The organism is Haloarcula sp. JP-Z28 (genome assembly GCF_011440255.1).
GTDB classification, from domain to species: Archaea; Halobacteriota; Halobacteria; order Halobacteriales; family Haloarculaceae; genus Haloarcula; species Haloarcula marismortui.
Genome location: NZ_JAAOHT010000152.1, coordinates 1 through 1,583, shown reverse-complemented (window position 1 = coordinate 1,583; position 1,583 = coordinate 1). Strand labels below are relative to the sequence as shown.

Annotated in this window: 1 protein-coding gene; it reads right to left on the bottom strand. The window is 64.9% G+C overall.

Translation table 11 applies throughout. The features are described from left to right. The coding region (locus G9463_RS23610; RefSeq protein ID WP_165897995.1) for a methyl-accepting chemotaxis protein at positions 1 to 1,583 on the bottom strand (1,583 nt) is incomplete at both ends.

Genomic DNA, 1,583 nt, shown 5'->3' with positions numbered 1-1,583 from the left:
GCGATATCGGTGATGAGGTTGGTGACGGACTCGATCTCTCCCATCAGCGCGTCCAGTTCTTCGACTTGTGCGACGGTCTCGTCGGTCGACCGCTCGATATCGTCGAGAGCCGTCGCCGCCCGCTTGGCGGCCGTTCGCCCGCTCTGTGACCGACTGAGGGCTTCATCAGCCCGATTCCTGACTGTGTCGGCGGCAGTAGACACCTCTTCGACGGTCGCCGAGAGGTCCTCCAGCTCCTTCCAGACGGTTTCGAGTTTCTCCGACTGTGTCTCTGCCCCGTCGGCCATCTCTGCGGCCGAGGATTTCACGCTGGTGCTGCGGTCCTGAACCGCGTCGACGTTCTCCGAGACCGTCTCGCTCGCGGTGTCGACGGCCTCGCTGAACGACCGGACCTCGCGGATGGTCTCTTCCCACTCGTCGAGCAGGTCGTTGTAGGCTGTTGCGATCCGGGCCATCGACTCGGCGTCCGTGTCGGACGACATCCGCGCCGTCAGGTCCCCATCGGCACAGGCGGCCATGACCTCGGCGTAGTCCTTGGCGCGGTTCTGGAGGCTCTCGCTGAGTTCCTCTGCGGCCTCACGAGCCGCTTCGGCCTCTCTTTTCGCCGATTCAGCCTCGTTTCTGGCGGATTCGGCATTTTCTCTGGCCGCCTCCGCGTCAGCGATTTGCTCGCGGAGCGACTGCCTCATCTCGTCGAAGGCGTCGAACAGCCGGCCGATCTCGTCGGACCGGGATGTTTCGAGCGTCACGTCGAGGCCACCGGCTCGCATCTCGTCGGCTGTCTCGGCGAGCTCCGAGAGGGCTGTCGCCGAGCGCCTGCTCATCGCGATGGTCACGCCGCCGAGGACCACCACTGCGGACACGAGCGTCAGGACAAGGCTGGTGGCGATCTGGTTCCGGAGGGCATAGGCGCTCGACGCCGGCACCTGCGTTACGACTGTCCACAGAACACTATCGAGGCTCGCGTACCCGTATACCGTCTCCGATGACTGGGTAAAGCCATTGGCACCCCCGTTCGTGACCGTAGTGGCGGTCTCCTCTGGCACGCTTTTACCGACGACGGTCGCGCCCTCCGATCCGAGAATCGTCGTCTCGCTGTCGGCCAGCGACCCGCGGAACGATTCGGTGCGGGCGGAGAGGTTCGCCTCGACGACGACGACGTGTTCTGTGTTCTGTGGTGCGGAGCTGACGAATGCCAGGACGCTGTCGTTTGTCACCGGCGACCGGTAGGGCTCCGCCGGAACGACAACACTCCCCGGCGTGTCGGTCTCGTCGTCGATGGCTGTCATTTCCGACCCCCACGGAACGCCGAGGGATGCCAGCGTCTCCCCGCTGACGCCGCTTGCGGTGCTCGCTTCTACCGTGCCGTCGGAAGCTTGGACGTAGTGGACGGCCACGAACTCGGACGTGAGGTCGTCCGATTCGAGCAAGAGGTAGTCCCTGATGACGCCCGGTTGCCCGTTCTGGAACTCCTTGACCGACGAGAGCGTGCGGGCCTGCCGCCGGAAGCCGTCAACCCAGTTATCGAGGCCGTCAGCCTGTAACTCGGCGGTCGAGACGACCTGTGCCTCTACGCGCTGGTC